This is a genomic window from Streptomyces sp. NBC_01089 (assembly GCF_045162975.1).
Taxonomy (GTDB): Bacteria; Actinomycetota; Actinomycetes; order Streptomycetales; family Streptomycetaceae; genus Streptomyces.
The window spans coordinates 3,871,868-3,887,167 of sequence record NZ_CP108660.1; the positions used below are offsets into that span (position 1 = coordinate 3,871,868).

The 15,300-nt window shown below is 72.5% G+C and carries 14 protein-coding genes; 5 read left to right on the plus strand and 9 right to left on the minus strand.

Annotation, left to right across the window (positions count from 1 at the left end):
• The first annotated feature begins 3 nt into the window (after positions 1–3).
• Together OG510_RS17080 and OG510_RS17085 are read left to right on the plus strand one after the other, a co-directional pair.
• The gene (locus tag OG510_RS17080; RefSeq protein WP_406137813.1) at positions 4–1,185 is read left to right on the plus strand and encodes a methyltransferase; all 1,182 of its coding nucleotides are present in this window, start codon (positions 4–6) and stop codon (positions 1,183–1,185) included.
• Between the two features lie 112 nt (positions 1,186–1,297).
• Positions 1,298–2,023 carry an alpha/beta hydrolase gene (locus OG510_RS17085; protein ID WP_406142424.1) on the plus strand — a complete coding sequence of 242 codons (726 nt, stop codon included), beginning with the start codon at positions 1,298–1,300 and terminating at the stop codon, positions 2,021–2,023.
• A 102-nt stretch (positions 2,024–2,125) separates the two neighbouring features.
• Here OG510_RS17085 and OG510_RS17090 read toward each other — a convergent pair whose 3' ends face one another.
• Positions 2,126–3,409, minus strand: a complete 1,284-nt coding sequence (locus OG510_RS17090; RefSeq protein ID WP_406137814.1) for an adenylosuccinate synthase — start codon at positions 3,407–3,409, stop codon at positions 2,126–2,128.
• A gap of 165 nt (positions 3,410–3,574) precedes the next feature.
• Here OG510_RS17090 and OG510_RS17095 point away from each other — a divergent pair, with 165 nt between their 5' ends.
• Positions 3,575–4,426, plus strand: a complete 852-nt coding sequence (locus tag OG510_RS17095; RefSeq protein ID WP_406137815.1) for a diacylglycerol kinase — start codon at positions 3,575–3,577, stop codon at positions 4,424–4,426.
• A 50-nt stretch (positions 4,427–4,476) separates the two neighbouring features.
• Here OG510_RS17095 and OG510_RS17100 read toward each other — a convergent pair whose 3' ends face one another.
• Entirely contained in the window at positions 4,477–4,881 is a 405-nt protein-coding gene (locus OG510_RS17100) for a GbsR/MarR family transcriptional regulator (protein ID WP_406142425.1), read from the minus strand.
• Between the two features lie 218 nt (positions 4,882–5,099).
• On the opposite strand from OG510_RS17100, the gene OG510_RS17105 reads away from it, so the two are divergent.
• Positions 5,100–6,206 carry an ATP-binding cassette domain-containing protein gene (locus OG510_RS17105; protein ID WP_406137816.1) on the plus strand — a complete coding sequence of 369 codons (1,107 nt, stop codon included), beginning with the start codon at positions 5,100–5,102 and terminating at the stop codon, positions 6,204–6,206.
• Entirely contained in the window at positions 6,203–7,936 is a 1,734-nt protein-coding gene (locus OG510_RS17110; protein ID WP_406137817.1) for an ABC transporter permease, read from the plus strand. Before OG510_RS17105 ends, OG510_RS17110 begins: the two co-directional genes overlap by 4 nt.
• A 104-nt stretch (positions 7,937–8,040) precedes the next feature.
• On the opposite strand, the gene OG510_RS17115 is transcribed toward OG510_RS17110, so the two are convergent.
• The 7 genes from OG510_RS17115 to OG510_RS17145 all read right to left on the minus strand — a co-directional run bounded on the left by OG510_RS17115 (position 8,041) and on the right by OG510_RS17145 (position 15,213).
• Entirely contained in the window at positions 8,041–8,712 is a 672-nt protein-coding gene (locus OG510_RS17115) for a response regulator (protein WP_406137818.1), read from the minus strand.
• Entirely contained in the window at positions 8,709–10,058 is a 1,350-nt protein-coding gene (locus OG510_RS17120) for a sensor histidine kinase (protein WP_406137820.1), read from the minus strand. The genes OG510_RS17115 and OG510_RS17120 overlap by 4 nt, the downstream gene beginning before the upstream one ends.
• A gap of 170 nt (positions 10,059–10,228) precedes the next feature.
• Positions 10,229–11,080, minus strand: coding sequence for an alpha/beta hydrolase (locus OG510_RS17125; protein WP_406137821.1), 852 nt, complete (start codon positions 11,078–11,080; stop codon positions 10,229–10,231).
• Positions 11,081–11,135: 55 nt separating this feature from the next.
• Positions 11,136–12,293, minus strand: coding sequence for a kynureninase (locus OG510_RS17130; protein WP_406142426.1), 1,158 nt, complete (start codon positions 12,291–12,293; stop codon positions 11,136–11,138).
• A gap of 82 nt (positions 12,294–12,375) precedes the next feature.
• Positions 12,376–13,239 (minus strand): tryptophan 2,3-dioxygenase family protein, encoded by an 864-nt coding sequence (locus OG510_RS17135; RefSeq protein WP_406137823.1) that lies wholly within the window; start codon positions 13,237–13,239, stop codon positions 12,376–12,378.
• 244 nt (positions 13,240–13,483) lie between these two features.
• Positions 13,484–13,897, minus strand: a complete 414-nt coding sequence (locus OG510_RS17140; RefSeq protein WP_164264419.1) for a DUF3151 domain-containing protein — start codon at positions 13,895–13,897, stop codon at positions 13,484–13,486.
• 167 nt (positions 13,898–14,064) lie between these two features.
• On the minus strand, positions 14,065–15,213 hold the full coding sequence (locus OG510_RS17145; RefSeq protein ID WP_406137825.1) for a MalY/PatB family protein: 1,149 nt from the start codon (positions 15,211–15,213) through the stop codon (positions 14,065–14,067).
• Positions 15,214–15,300: the final 87 nt, after the last annotated feature.

Here is a 15,300-nt window from a genome sequence, read left to right on the forward strand (position 1 = left end):
GCAATGAACCATTTGCCGACGTCATCAGGCTCGCTCGCCCTCACCCGGTTCCCCGAGGACCCCCGCGACCAGCTGCGCGCCTGGGACGCCGCTGACGAGTATCTCCTGCGCCACCTGGAAGAGCTGGAAGAGAACGGAACCGCTTCGGGCACCGCCCCGGGGACCACCGTCGTGGCCGGTGACCGGTGGGGTGCGCTCACCACCGCCCTGGCCGGGGCCGCGCGGGACGGGGCCGGCGAGGTCGTCCAGATCACCGACTCCTTCCTCGGGCAGGAGGCGACCCGGGCCAATCTGGCGCGGAACGGGATCGGCACCGGCGCCGTGCGGCTGCTCTCCACGCAGGACGCGCCGCCGGAGCGGATCGATCTGCTGGTCGTCCGCGTGCCGAAGAGCCTGGCGCTGCTGGAGGACCAGCTGCACCGGCTCGCGCCCGCCGTGCACGCCGGGACCGTCGTCGTCGGCACCGGCATGGTCAAGGAGATCCACACCTCGACCCTCAAGCTCTTCGAGCAGATCATCGGGGCCACGAAGACCTCCCTCGCGGTGAAGAAGGCCCGGCTGATCTTCTGCACCCCCGACCCGTCGCTCACCCCGGGCCCCAGCCCCTGGCCGCGCAGTTACGAACTCCCCGCCGGCATCGGTGCCGCTTCGGGGCGGACCGTCGTCAACCACGCGGGGGTCTTCTGCGCCGAACGCCTCGACATCGGCACCCGGTTCTTCCTTCCGCACCTCCCCCAGCACGAGGGACCGGAGCGGGTGGTGGACCTGGGCTGCGGAAACGGTGTCGTCGGCACCGCCGTCGCGCTGGCGAACCCGCGGGCCGAAGTGATCTTCACCGACGAGTCGTTCCAGGCCATCGCGTCGGCCGAGGCCACCTTCAGGAAGAACCTCGGCCCGGGCGCCCCGGCCGAGTTCCGCACCGGCGACACCTTCGCGGGCGTGCCGGCCGGCTCGGTCGACCTCGTACTGAACAACCCCCCGTTCCACACCCACCAGGCGACCAGCGACCAGACGTCCCGGCGGATGTTCCGCGGCGCGCGCGACGCACTGCGGACGGGCGGTGAGCTGTGGGTCGTCGGCAACCGGCACCTCAGCTACCACGTCATGCTCCAGCGCACCTTCGGCAACTGCCGGGTGGTGACGAGCGATCCGAAGTTCGTGATCCTGCGGGCCGTGAAGCGGTAGTCGGGGCAGGCCCGGCTTCCCGCTGCCCGCTGCCCTCTTCCTGCTTCCCGCCTCCTGAAGGCACGCCCCTTCCCATTCCCACCACTCACAGCCCGGAGGAACGGCCTTGAGCGTGACGGTCCGCACCGCGCACTACCCGACCGGCGGCGGGACCAAGCCGCTCGACCTGTACACCGGCCCCCGGAGCAGCGGCCCGTGTGTGCTGCTGTGGCACGGCGTCGGACCCGACGAGCGGGACGTACTGGCCCCGCTGGCGCGGGAGATCGCCGCTCTGGGCCCCGCTGTCCTCGTACCGGACTGGCGCGCGGACCTGCCCGACGAGGGCCGCGCCCATCTCACCGACTCGCTGCGGTTCGTCCGTGATCACGCAAGCGACTTGACCGGCTGCCCCGGCCCCGGGCAGGTCGTCCTCGCGGGCTGGTCGGCGGGGGCAGGAGCCGCCATGGGGGTGGCGCTGCACCCGGAGCTCTTCGACGGCTGGCGGCCCGCCGCGGTGGTCGGCATCGCGGGCGGCTACCAGCGTCCGGCGCGTACCACGGGCACGGTGCCCCTCCGGGCGCTGGGCCGGGCGGTAACACCGGTTCCGGTACGGCTGGTGCACGGCACGGCCGACACCGTCGTCCCCTGTGACGCCTCACGGGAACTGCACAAGGCGCTGCTCGCCCACGGCTGGGACTCGGAGCTGCTCGAACCGGCCGCCGACCACGCCGGGGTGCTGGGCTGTGTGTACGACCCCACGGAGCAGCGTTGTCTGCCGGGCGTCGACGCTTCGGTACGGGATGGCGCGCGGGCGACGGCCCGCGCGGTGGCGGACGCGGCGACGGCGGCCGGCCCGTGACAACAGGCCGGCCGCCGCGCGGTGCGCCCGCGGTGTCTCGCGGATCTTTCAGATCCCGCAGACCTCACAGATCCCGCAGACCTCTCAGACCTCTCAGACCTCTCAGATGAACGAGTTGATCTCGATCGTCTCGGTCCGGCCCGGGCCCACGCCGATCGCCGAGATCGGTGCGCCGGACATCTCCTCCAGCGCCTTCACGTACGCCTGCGCGTTCTTCGGCAGGTCCGAGAAGGTCTTCGCCTTGGTGATGTCCTCGGTCCAGCCGGGCAGGTACTCGTAGACCGGCTTCGCGTGGTGGAAGTCCGTCTGGCTGAAGGGCAGCTCGTCGACGCGCTTGCCGTCGATCTCGTACGCCACACACACCGGGATCTGCTCCCAGCCCGTGAGGATGTCGAGCTTGGTGAGGAAGAAGTCGGTGAGCCCGTTCACCCGCGTCGCATAGCGCGCGATGACCGCGTCGAACCAGCCGCAGCGGCGGTCGCGTCCGGTCGTGACGCCGTACTCGTGGCCGATCGAGCGCAGCTTGTCGCCGTCCTCGTCGAAAAGCTCGGTCGGGAAGGGGCCCGCGCCCACCCGCGTGGTGTACGCCTTGAGGATCCCGATGACCCGGGTGATCTTCGTCGGGCCGACGCCGGTACCGGTGCAGGCGCCGCCGGCGGTCGGGTTGGACGACGTGACGAAGGGGTACGTGCCGTGGTCGACGTCCAGGAGCGTGCCCTGTCCGCCCTCCATGAGGACGACCTTGTCCTCGTCCAGCGCCTTGTTCAGGACGAGCGCGGTGTCCGCGACGTACGGGCGGATCTGCTCGCCGTAGCCGAGCAGCTCCTCGACGATCTGGCCGGCCTCGATCGCGCGCCGGTTGTAGAGCTTGGCGAGGATCTGGTTCTTGCCGTCGAGCGCGGCCTCGACCTTCTGCTCCAGGATCGACTCGTCGTAGAGGTCCTGGACGCGGATGCCGACGCGGTTGATCTTGTCGGCGTAGGCCGGGCCGATGCCCCGGCCCGTGGTGCCGATCCTCCGCTTGCCGAGGAACCGTTCCGTCACCTTGTCGACGGTGGTGTGATACGGCGTGATCAGGTGCGCGTTACCGCTGACCAGCAGCTTGGACGTGTCCACGCCGCGGTCGTTCAGCCCGCTCAGCTCGGAGAGCAGGACCGCTGGATCGACGACGACTCCGTTACCGATCACCGGAGTGCACTCCGGCGAGAGGATTCCGGAAGGGAGGAGGTGGAGCGCGTACTTCTGGTCGCCTACGACGACCGTGTGGCCGGCATTGTTGCCGCCCTGGTAGCGCACCACGTAATCCACGGATCCACCGAGGAGGTCGGTGGCCTTTCCCTTGCCCTCGTCACCCCACTGAGCACCGAGCAGCACAAGTGCGGGCACAGGCGTACACCCCTTCCGGGCGGGGCATGTCCAAGGCCAGGGGGCGCACGTCTGTCGTACGCCGATACCTGAACCGTCGAACCGGCTGCCCCGGAATAGACGAAGCCCCTGGCGCAATAGCGCAAGGGGCTCTTGCACAAAGATGCTACCCGAGGAAGGACCGAGGTGTCGGCTCCAGATCCCGCAGCGAGCACCGAGCATCAGCTGCTGGTGGTCATCGACCCGGTCGCCCGCCGTGCGGACGGCGAGTCCGTACGGATCGCGAAGGACGTGCTGTGCGCCGGAGCGCACGCCAAGATCTGCCTGCCCGACGGGCCGGAGGAGTTCGCGCGGGCGCTCGCCAGACGCGGCCACCGGCGCCTCGTGGTGGTCGGTGACGACCAGGCGCTGCTCAGGGCGGTGACGCTGCTCCACCACGAGCGGAACCGGGCGCGCGACGCCCTGTCGCTGGTGCCGGTGGGACCGGCGCACGCGCTGGAGCTCGCTGGGTCGCTGGGTGTGCCGGTGGGGGCGGTGGCCGCGGCGCGGTCGGTGCTGGACGGTGCGGTGCGCTGGCTGGACCTGCTGGTGGACGACAGCGACGCGGTGGTGCTGGGCGATCTGCGGATCCCCGCGGGGGGTCCGCGGTCCGGGCCGCCGGGCGCGGACGGCGAGGGGCCGCTGTCGGTGTGGGGCGCCTGCCGTTCGCTGGTGCGGACCCTCGTCTCGCCGGCGCCCGCGCCGGAGGCGCCCCGGGTGCAGCGGCTGCGGGTGGAGGCGGACGGGGTGCTGCTGGCCGATCTGGACCGTCCTGTGGCCGGGGTACGGGTCTCGTCGCGCGGCGGGGCGGGGAAGGCGGAGGTGGCGATCGAGCTGCCGTCCGGCGACCGGCTGACGGCCGAGGCGCTGGCGGTGACGGTCTCCGGGGCGGATTTCCGGTACCGGAGGGACGGCCTGCTGGGCGGCCCGGTGCGGACCCGGACGTGGATGGTGCGGGCGGGGGTGTGGGGGCTGACGCTGCCCGCGGTGGCAGTGTGACGCTGTCCCACGGAGCGAGGCGGGGACCAGCCTCTCGGTCCCTCGCCCCCTCAGCCGAAGCGCTTCTCGCGCTCCACGTCCCAGCGTTCCATCAGCGTCGCCAGCTCCCCGTGCAGGAACTCGAAGAAGGCCAGCGTCTCCCCCAGCCGCCGGCCCTGCGGGGAGTCGGGCCCCAGGCTCGTGACGCCGTCGCGCAGCGCGTCCTCCCAGCGCTTGATGACCATGTCGCGGCTGGTCAGCGCCTCGTACCACTGGTTGCTGTGCACCCGGAAGCGGTCCCGGCGCGAGCCCGGTTCGCGTTCGCGCGTGACCATGTTGACCTGGGTGAGGTAGCGGACGGCGCCGGAGATCGCCGCTGGGCTGACCTTGAGCTGTGCGCACAGTTCGGCCGAGGTCAGCGCGCCGGATTCGGAGGCGAGCAGCGCCGCGAAGACACGGGCCGGCATCCGCTGCATCCCGGCGTCGGCGAGCTGTGCGGCGAACCGCTCGACGAAGCGTGAGACCGCGCCCTCCCCAGCCGCACCGTCCCCGGCCACACCGTCCCCAGCCGCGCTTCCCCCAGCCTGTGCGGTGTCCGGGCCGCTCTCCGGACCGTTGTCTTCCGTCGTCATCCTGCGAGTTTATACGTTTCCTTAACTTCACAACTTTGTGAAATCACTGTACTTTCAGAAACATGACCAAGGCACTCACGGCCGCCGGACTGCACAAATCGTTCGGCAGGACACCCGCACTGGACGGCCTCGACCTCGCCGTCGAGACCGGTGAGGTCCACGGCTTCCTCGGGCCCAACGGCTCCGGGAAGTCCACGACCCTCCGGATCCTGCTCGGGCTGCTGCGCGCGGACTCGGGGGCCGCGCAGCTGCTGGGCCGCGATCCGTGGCGCGACGCGGTCGAGCTGCACCGACGCATCGCCTATGTGCCGGGCGACGTCACCCTCTGGCGGAACCTGAGCGGCGGCGAGGTCATCGATCTGTACGGACGGCTGCGGGGCGGCCTGGACCCCGGGCGCCGGGCCGAGCTGCTCGACCGCTTCGAGCTGGACCCCACGAAGAAGGGGCGTACGTACTCCAAGGGCAACCGGCAGAAGGTGGCGCTGGTCGCCGCGTTCGCCTCCGACGTGGATCTGCTCATCCTCGACGAGCCGACGTCCGGGCTCGACCCGCTGATGGAGGAGGTCTTCCAGCAGTGCGTCACCGAACAGCGGGACCGGGGGCGGACGGTGCTGCTCTCCAGCCACATCCTGAGCGAGGTCGAATCGCTCTGCGACCGGGTGAGCATCATCCGCGGCGGGCGCACGGTGGAGACCGGTTCGCTGGCCGGACTGCGGCATCTGACCCGCACCAGCATCGTCGCCGAACTGGCCGCCGCGCCCAGCGGACTTGACCGGCTGCCCGGCGTACACGGCCTCGACGTCCAGGGCACCCGGGTGAGACTCCAGGTCGAGACCGACCGGCTGGACGCGGTGCTCGGGGCGCTCGGCGCCGCGGGCGTACGGTCGCTGACCAGCACACCGCCGACGCTGGAGGAACTCTTCCTGCGCCACTACGCGACACCGGCGCCCGCCCCGGACGGGACCACCGACCGCACCGGGGCCGACGCACCGTCCGACGCACCGGTCGGCACGCCGAGCAACGACCCGAGCGCCGGCCCGACCAACGGCCGGAGCGGCGGCCCGAGCGGCGGTTCGAGCGGAGGCCCGACCACCAACGGCCCGGCCAACGGCCCGAGTCACGGCACCGCAGCGGCCGGACCCACGCAGCCGCCCGCGGTACGCCGATGACCGCCACCGGCCGCCCCGCCACCGGCACCGGCCACCCCGCCACCGACACCAGCACCAGCACCGGCCGCTCCACCGTCACCACCGCCACCGCCACCGCCACCAGCACCAGCACCGGCGCCACCGCCGCCGGGCCACCGCTCGGCGCGGCGCGCCCCGCACAGCAACTCGCGGGAACCGGCGCCCTGCTGCGGCTCGCCCTGCGCCGCGACCGCCTCATGATGCCGCTCTGGATCCTGCTGCTCGGCGGCTCGTTCGCCTCCGTCGCGCGCTCCATCACCTCGCTGTACGGCACGGCCGCCGAACGCGCCGCGCTGGCCCACTCGATGAACGGCGACGGTTTGCTGCGGGCGCTCTACGGCCCGGTGTTCAGCGATTCGGCCGGCGGACTCACCGCCTGGCGCATGAGCGGCTTCGGAGCCGCGCTCGCCGCCGTGATGAGCCTGGTCATCGTCGTACGCCACACCCGCGACGAGGAGGAGACCGGGCGGCAGGAGCTGCTGTCGTCGGCCGGGGTCGGCCGTCGCGCCCCGCTCACCGCCGCGCTGCTGGCCGCCGCGGCCGCCAACGCCGGTCTGGCCGGTGTGACCGCCGCCGGACTCGCGGCGTCCGGCGAACCGGCCGGCGGTTCGGTGGCGCTCGCGCTGTCGGTGGCGGCCACCGGGATGCTGTTCGCGTGCACAGCGGCCCTCGCCGCGCAGCTCACCGAGAGCGCCCGCGCGGCGAAGGCGATCGGTGCGGCCGCGGTCGGCGGCGCGTACGTGCTGAAAGCGGCGGGCGACGCCGCGTCGGACGCCGGTTCGTCCGTGCTGACCTGGCTGTCCCCGGTCGGCTGGGCCGAGAACGTACGCCCGTACGCGGCCGAGCGCTGGTGGGTGCTGCTGCTCCCCGCAGCGGCCGTCGCCGCCCAGGGCGCCCTCGCGTACACCCTGGCCGCACGCCGCGACCTCGGCATGAGTTTCCTGCCCGCCCGGCCGGGACCGGCCCGGGGCCGGATGGCCACGGCCGGCGCACTCGCGCTACGGCTCCAGCGGGGCAGTCTGTACGGGTGGGCGGCCGGGTTCCTGGTCAGCGGGGTGGTCTTCGGCGGCATCGCGGACGGCGCGGGGGACCTGGTCGGCGACAACGCGGGCGCCCGGGAGATCTTCGAGCGGATGGGCGGCCACTCCGGCCTCACCGAAGCGTTCCTCGCGGCGATGACCGGGGTGCTCGGCACGGTCGCCGCGCTGTACGTGGTCGCGTCGGTGCTGCGGCTGCACGGCGAGGAGACCGGCGTCCGCGCCGAACCGCTGCTGGCGGGCGCGGTCGGGCGGCTGCGGTGGGCGGCCGGCCATCTCGCGGTCGCCTTCGGGGGATCGGCGGCCGTCGTACTGGCGGGCGGCGCCGGCCTGGCCCTGGGCTACGGCCGGGACCCGGCCCGGGTCATCGGCGCGGCCCTGGCCCAGCTCCCGGCGGTCTGGGTGTTCGGCGGCCTCGCGGTCCTGCTGTACGGAGCGGCCCCGAAGGCCGCACCCGCGGCCTGGGCGGTGGCCGGCCTCGCCCTGTCCCTGGACTGGCTCGGCCCGGCACTGAACCTCCCGCAGCCGGTCCTCGGCCTGTCCCCCTTCGGACATCTGGCGAAACTGCCGGGCGCCGAGATGGCCTGGCCCCCGGTGGCGGTCCTGCTGCTGCTCACGGCGGCACTGGTGACGGCGGGCCTGGCGGCGCTGCGGCGGCGGGACATGAGCGGGTGAGGGGGCGGCGGGACATGAGCGGGTGAAGGAGCGGCGGCACATGTGTCACCAGCCGTCCGCCGATCCGGGCCCGTTCCACCGGCGATCACCCGTCCGAGTGAGCGCTACCCCGGCCTGACCAGCCCCGTCTCGTACGCGAAGACCGCCGCCTGGGTCCGGTCCCGCAGGCCGAGTTTCACCAGGATCCGGCTCACGTGGGTCTTGATCGTGGACTCGGCGACGATCAGCCGGGAGGCGATCTCCGCGTTCGACAGGCCCTGTGCGATCAGCACGAGCACTTCGCTCTCGCGCTCCGTGAGCTCCTCGGCCCGGGTGAGCGACGGCTGCTTCGGGGTGTCCGAGAGCCGGGAGAACTCGACGATCAGCCGTTTGGTGACCGTGGGGGCGAGCAGCGCCTCCCCGGACGCCACCACCCGTACGCCGTCGGCCAGCTGACGGGCCGACGCGTCCTTCAGCAGGAAGCCCGAAGCCCCCGCGCGCAGCGCCTGGTAGACGTACTCGTCCAGGTCGAACGTGGTCAGGACCAGCACCTTCGCCGCCTCGTCCGCCGCGACGATCGCCCGGGTCGCCTCGATGCCGTTCAGCTCGGGCATCCGGATGTCCATCAGTACGACGTCCGGGCGCAGGGCGGCCACCTGGGCCACCGCCTCGACACCGTTGACCGCCTCGCCGATCACCTCGATGCCCGGCATCGCGTTGAGCAGGACCGAGAACCCTTCGCGCACCATCATCTGGTCGTCGACGACCAGGACCCTGATGGCCGGGACGGTGGTCATTCGGAGTCCTCCGCCGCTCGCTGCACCGGGATGAACGCGGTGACCTCGTAACCGCCGTCCTCCGTACGGTCCGTGGTGATCTCCCCGTTCAGCATGGTGACCCGCTCCCGCATTCCGGTGATGCCGTGCCCGGCGCCGGGGGAAGGCTTGACCAGGCCCTGCGGCGGGCCGTTGACCACGCGCAGGCCGAGGCCGCCCAGGACGTAGCTGACCTCCACCCGGGCCTGCGCGCCCGGCGCATGGCGCAGGGCGTTGCTCAGCGCCTCCTGGATGATGCGGTATGCCGACAGCTCGACGCCCTGCGGGAGTTCACGTACGGCGCCGGTCACGGTCTTGTCCACCGTCAGGCCGGCCTCCCTGACATTGGTGAGCAGCCCTTCCAGTTCGGCGAGGGTGGGCTGCGGGGCGTCCGGGGCCTCGTAGTCCTCGGCCCGTACGACACCGAGCACCCGGCGCAGCTCCGTCAGGGCCGCCACCGCGTTCTCCCTGATCACCTCGAACGACCTGGTCAGCTCGGGCGGCGGATCGGTCACCCGGTACGGGGCGGCCTCGGCCTGGATGGCGACCACCGACATGTGGTGGGCGACGACGTCGTGCAGCTCACGGGCGATGGTGGTGCGCTCCTCCAGGAGCGTGCGCCGGTCGCGTTCGATGGCGGTGACCGTCTGCTGGGCGGTGACCTCGCGGTGCGCCTCGCGGCGTACCTGCACCGTCGTCGTGATGAGGAGGGCGACCGCGGAGAGGAACAGCATCATCGCCGTGTTGGAGCCGACCATGCCGGCCTGCCCCACCACCCCTATGACCGACCCGCCGAGGAACCCGTACAGGGCGGTGCCCGCCCACATCCAGGCGGCGGTCCGCGGCCTGGTCCTGGCCGCGACCACCGTCAGCACCACGAGGTGCGCGAGGAAGGCGCTGTCGGACCAGGGCCAGGCCCCGGAGCTGCGGTCGAGCAGGCTGACCACGGGCACGGCCACCACCGACGCCCACCAGGCGCCGACCGGCCTGAGCAGCGTCATCACGACCGTTCCGGCCGAGATGAGGCCGGTCAGGAAGGACAGCAGGCCGTCGAAGTCGGTGGTGCCATGGGCCGGCAGCAGCAGGGTGATGAGGGCGAGGCCCAGCACCACCGCGTGCGGGGTCCATGCGGCCCGGTCCCGTATCCGGCCGGGCAGCCGCCGGGTCAGCAGTCCGTCCGTACGCATCGGGCGGAGCGGGCGGTAGGCGAAGGCGTCGTGGAAGAGGTCCTGGCGCAGGCCCGCCAGGACCCCTTCGGCCAGCCGGATCTCGGGGCTCCGCGTCTGTGTATCCGGGCTCCGCGTCTCTGTATCGGTCACAGGCCCCACGGTAGGGCGGCGGCATGGCCCCGGTCGTCCGCACTGGTACGGAACCTGTGGGGTCCCCCTCAGGTACTACCTGCCTCGGATCGGGTGCCCGTACGGGTACCGGCGGCGGGTGCGCATACGGTACCGGCGGCGGGTGCCCACACGGATACCCGCGGCAGGTGCGCCCGTCCTCACCAGGCCAGTTGCTCGATCTCCGCGACGACCACCGCGCAGGCGTCGGCCGCCGGGTCGATCGGCGCGAAGTGCCCGACACCGTCGAGCAGGGTCACGCCGACCAGTTCCCCCTCCTTGGCCGCCGCGTCCGCGTACGCGTCGGCGACCTGCGGCGGCACCGTGGTGTCCGCGCGGCCCTGGACGACCGTGGTCGCGATGCCGGTGGGCAGCAGCGCGGACGGATCGGCCCACTCCGCGCGGACGGCCGAGGCCCCGGCCGCTGCGGGGGCGTCCGGGACCGCCAGGAACTGGTCCACCGCCCCCTCGCACGCCCCCACCTCCCTGGCGACGCCGAAGTGCGCGAGCGGCGCCAGCGCGACCACACCACGGAACGGCGGCGTCGACCGGTGCCACGGCGCCTCGGGCGGCAGTACGTGCCGGGCGGCCGCCCAGAGCGCGAGGTGCCCGCCGGCCGAATGCCCGGTGAGGACCGTACGCCGCAGGTCGGCGCGCGGCAGAGCGGACGGTACGAGCTCCGGCAGCGCGTCCAGGGCGGCGGCCACGTCGTCGAGGGTGTCGGGCCACCGGCCCGCGCTGCCCTCGGCGGCACCGCCCCGCCGGTACTCGACACTGGCGACAGCGAAGCCCCGGCGGGCCAGGAAGGCCGCGAACGGCGACATGTGCCGGCGGTCGTACCGCTGCCGCCAGGAGCCGCCGTGCAGCACGACGACGAGCGGGACCGGCCCCTCGCCGCCGTGCGGGGCGTAGAAGTCCACGGTCTGGTCGGGGTGATCGCCGTACGCGGCGGTCGCATCGGGGGCGACAGCGGGATGCCCGAGGACCGAATCGGCCTCTGCGTCGTCCGACATACGGCTCCAACCTCTCTCTGTGCGGGCCGGGCTGCCCTGACCAGCCGGGACGCTATCAGGCGAGTACCTCCCCCAGAACGCGCGCGGCACGCAGCGCATCGCCGAATCCGACATAGAGCGGGGTGAAACCGAAGCGCAGGATGTCCGGCGGCCTGAAGTCACCGACGACACCGCGGGCGATCAGCTCCTTCATGACGGCCCCGGCGTTCTCGCACCTCAGCGACACCTGGCTGCCCCGCTGTTCAGGGGCGGCCGGTGTCACCGATTCGAGGCTCACACACTCCAGGAAGAAGTCCGTCAGGACGAGGGACTTGGCCCGGACCGCCTCGACCGACACCCCGTCCCACACGTCGAGCGCCGACTCCAGCGCGAGCATCGACAGGATGTCGGGGGTGCCGACCCGGCCGCGGGGGGCGCCGTCCGCCGGGGTGTATCCCGGTTCCATGCCGAACGGGTCCGCGTGCGAGTTCCAGCCGGGCAGCGGTGAGTCGAAGGACGGCTGGAGGTCAGGGCGTACGTACAGGAAGGCGGGGGAACCGGGCCCGCCGTTCAGGTACTTGTAGGTGCAGCCGACCGCGAAGTCCACCCCGTGCGCGGCGAGCCCGACCGGCAGCGCGCCCGCACTGTGGCAGAGGTCCCAGACGACCCTCGCACCCGCCGCGTGCACGGCGCCGGTCACGGCGGGCAGGTCGTGCAGCCGCCCGGTGCGGTAGTCGACATGGTTGACCAGCACGGCGGCGGTACGGGGGCCGACCGGGTCGCCCGGTGCGTACGGGACGATGCGGCGGCCGGTCAGCCGGGCCGCCGACTCCGCGATGTAGCCGTCCGTCGGGAAGGTCGTGGCGTCGACCAGGATCTCGTCACGGTCGTCCCCGGCCGACCGGACGGCGGCCACAAGTGCCTTGAAGACATTGACGCTTGTCGAGTCCCCGACGACCACCGTGCCGGGCTCAGCTCCGACCAGCGGCGCGATCCTGTCGCCGATGCGCTCCGGCGCGGTCCACCAGCCGGACTCCTCCCAGGACCGGATGCCGAGCGCGCCCCACTCGTGGGTGATGACCTCCTGCATCCGTGCGGGAACGTGCCGGGGCAGGGCGCCGAGCGAGTTGCCGTCGAGGTAGACCGTGCCGGGGGCGATGGTGAACAGCTCCCGGAGCGGGGCCAGTTCATCGGCCGCGTCGAGCTCGGCCGCTCGGCGGGCCAGGGCGGACAGATCGGGCTTCGGCTGGGCCGGTGCGGGCTTCATCGGCTGATCCTCGGTCGTCGGGGGCTGCGGGGTCGTCCCTGCGGTGCGCTCAGACATGGCTGCGCGCCGTCCACAGCTCGGGGAACACGCTCTTCGCGGCGCGCTTCTCCAGCCAGGCCACCCCGGCCGAGCCGCCCGTGCCGGTCTTCGACCCCATCGCCCTGCGGGTGGCGACCAGATGGTCGTTGCGCCAGCGCCACACCAGCTCACCGACATCGGTCAGCGCCTCGCCGAGCCGGACCAGCGGGGAGTCCTGCTCCCCCGTGTACACGGCGGTCCACACCGCCTCGACCTCGGGCGACGGCTCGTACTTGGCCGCGAGATCGCGCCGGAGCACGGCGGCGGGCACCGGCTGCCCATGCCGGGCGAGGAACCGCAGCACCTCGTCGTACAGGCTCGGCTCCTGGAGCGCCTTCTCCAGCTCGGCGTGGACCCGGGGCGCTCCGCGGTGCGGGACGAGCATCGAGGCGGACTTGTCGCCCAGCAGGAACTCCAGCCTGCGGTACATCGCGGACTGGAAGCCCGACCCCTCGCCGAGCGCGCCGCGGTACGCGTTGAACTGTGCGGGCGTGAGCTGGGCCAGCGGCCGCCAGGAGTCGTTGAGCGACTGCAGCTCGTACGTCGAGCGCTTCAGGGCGGCGATGGCGGTCGGCAGATCGTCACCGCGCAGGGCCGCGGACGCGGTCTCCCACTCATGGACGATCACGGTGAACCACAGCTCCATGACCTGGGTGGTGACCAGGAAGACCATCTCGCCCGGGTCGTCGGAGCGCAGCTGCTGGAGGTGGGTGAGGACGTCCGCCTGGACATAGTCCTCGTACGGGGTGGTCCCCGCGAAGTCCAGATTCGGGGCCGGGTCGTGGCTCGGGGCCTGGTCGTGCTTCGGGGCCGGGTCGTGCGAAGGCGTAGACATCGCTGTCTCCTCGGTGGTGCTCCAGGTAGCGGTCCGCCCCTTCCGTCGACAGGTGGGCCCCGGTCCCCACCTTCATCATTGACGCGAAACCTGGTCCACGGCAAGACAAGCAAGGCAGGACAAGCGAGACACAAGCGAGGGCCGGACACGGTGTGTGTCCGGCCCTCGCCCGGTGCGGCGCGGATGCGGCACCGGTGCGGCACCGATGCCGCAGGGATACCGCAGGGGATGCGCCGAGGTCAGGTCAGCCCAGCGTGTCGGCCGCCGCAGGCGAGGAGTCGCGCAGGAACTCCGTGCAGCGCTGGTACTCCGCGTCCTCACCGATCGACTGGGCGGCGCGCGCCAGGGCGTGCAGGGCCCGCAGGAAGCCACGGTTCGGCTCGTGGTCCCACGGCACGGGGCCGTGGCCCTTCCAGCCGGCCCGGCGCAGCGAGTCGAGGCCGCGGTGGTAGCCGGTACGGGCGTAGGCGTACGACTCGACGACCCGCCCGTGCTCGAAGGCGTCGTCGGCGAGCTGCGCCCAGGCGAGCGAGGAGGTCGGGTACTTCGCCGCCACATCGGCGGGGGCGGTGCCGCCCGCGAGCAGCTCGCGGGGTTCGGGGTCGTCGGGAAGACGGGTCTCGGGAGGGCCCCCGAGCAGATTCTCGTGAATGGACATGGAGGCCAGTCTGCCTGGCCCGCGCGGATACGGCTGCCAGGGGCCGCCTGGCCCGGCAGGACCAGGGCTCCGGGCCGGCGACGAGGCGAGGAGCCCGGACGCGAGCGAGAGGCCCCGGGTAGGTCCGCAAAGTCGTGTCCGGCCGGACGCGACTTTGCGGACATGCCCTAGGGCCGCACCGCGCGGGCCGCCCGTACGAGGGCGTCGGCCCCTGCCTCCGCCTTGGCCCGGGGGCAGCCCACGTTGAGCCGGACAAAGCCCTCCGCCCGGTAGACGGCGCCCGGCATGATCGCCACTTTCTCCACCTCGATCAGCTGCCGCTGGAGCGCCGCACTGTCGATGCCCAGTGGGCGCAGATCGATCCAGGCGAGATATCCGGCCTGCGGCGGCGTCCAGCGCAGCTCGGGAAAGGCCGTGTTCAGCCGCTCGGCGAGCATCGACAGATTCGCCGCGATGTACGTGCGGACGGCGTCCAGCCAGGCCGCCCCGTACCGGTAGGCCGCGACATGCGCCGTCAGCGAGAGCACCGCGGGCGAGGCCAGCCCCTCGCCCGTCTCCATCCGGCTGAGGTACTCCGCCCGGTCGTCCGGGTCGCCGATCATGCCGTACGAACCGGTCAGCGCCGGGAAGTTGAACGCCTTGCTGCCGGAGGTGATCAGCGCCCAGCGGCCCCGCCCGTACCGGGTCCAGGGCAGATGCCGGTGCCCCTCGTGCACGAAGTCGGCGTGGATCTCGTCGCAGATCACGGCGGTGCCGTACCGCTCGGCGAGCGCGGCGAAGCGGGTCAGCTCGTCGTGCGGCCACACCCGGCCGGTGGGGTTGTGCGGCGAGCAGAGCAGCAGGACCTTGCTGCCCGGCCGGGCGAGCTGCCGCTCCAGCTCCGCGTCGTCGCCCACCGGGCAGCCGCGCAGTTCCCGGCGCAGACCGGAGACCGCTTTGGTGAAGCCGTCGTAGGTGGGGGTGTGGACCACCACTCCGTCGCCCTCGTCCGTCCACATCCGCAGCAGCTGTGAGAGCTGGTTGAGCACGGAGGGCCCGTACACGATACGGCCGGTGTCGATGCGGGTGTCGAAGCGGGTCGTGTACCAGTCGCGTACCGCGTCCCGGAAGTCCCCGAGCCGCCAGTCGGTGTAGCCGAACACCCCGTGGTCGATCCGCTCGTGGAGGGCCGTGAGGACCTCGGGCGGGCAGCGGAAGTCCATGTCGGAGATGGTGAACGGCAGCAGCCCGTCCACACCGAACCGGTCCGCGACCCCGTCCCACTGGACGCTCCAGGAGCCGCGCCGGTCGACGGCCGTATCGAAGTCGTACGCCATGTGCGGCACCCTCTCGCTGGGCTGTGGGCTGTGGGCTGTGGGCTGTGGGCTCTGGACTCTGGGCTCTGAGCTGCGGGTGATCGGGGG